The sequence below is a fragment of the Leptolyngbya sp. CCY15150 genome (assembly GCF_016888135.1).
Lineage (GTDB): Bacteria > Cyanobacteriota > Cyanobacteriia > RECH01 > RECH01 > RECH01.
Genome location: NZ_JACSWB010000016.1, coordinates 1 through 345, shown reverse-complemented (window position 1 = coordinate 345; position 345 = coordinate 1). Strand labels below are relative to the sequence as shown.

Here is a 345-nt window from a genome sequence, read left to right as displayed (position 1 = left end):
GGAACTGGCGGCGGCAGTCTCGGCACAGGTAGCTTTGTTTGCCGTTGCGATGCCCATTCTTGACAACGTTGGTGCTGGCACAATGAGGACAATTCATAATGGACTCCCTTGACTCCACATCATTTTATATTATGCAACGCCGCCATAAGGCAATCGCCGATTCTCTAGAGCGGTCGCCGATATAACAACCGATGATTTCTCGGGTGTCTGCATCGATCGCCAGCCAGACCCACTGCTTGTTGCCTTTATTGTCGACAAATGACCAGAGTTCATCCATCTGCACGTTCAGCTTGCCTTTGGTTTTGGGGACGACGTCTACCGCTTTTGGCACAGCTTCGTAGCAAG

2 protein-coding genes are annotated in these 345 nt (G+C 51.3%); both read right to left on the bottom strand.

Annotation, left to right across the window (positions count from 1 at the left end; genetic code table 11):
* Positions 1-97: IS1 family transposase (locus JUJ53_RS00075; protein ID WP_204149982.1), on the bottom strand; the 97-nt coding region annotated here is incomplete at its 3' end.
* A 27-nt stretch (positions 98-124) separates the two neighbouring features.
* The coding region (locus JUJ53_RS00070) for an IS1 family transposase (RefSeq protein ID WP_275415703.1) at positions 125-345 on the bottom strand (221 nt) is incomplete at its 5' end.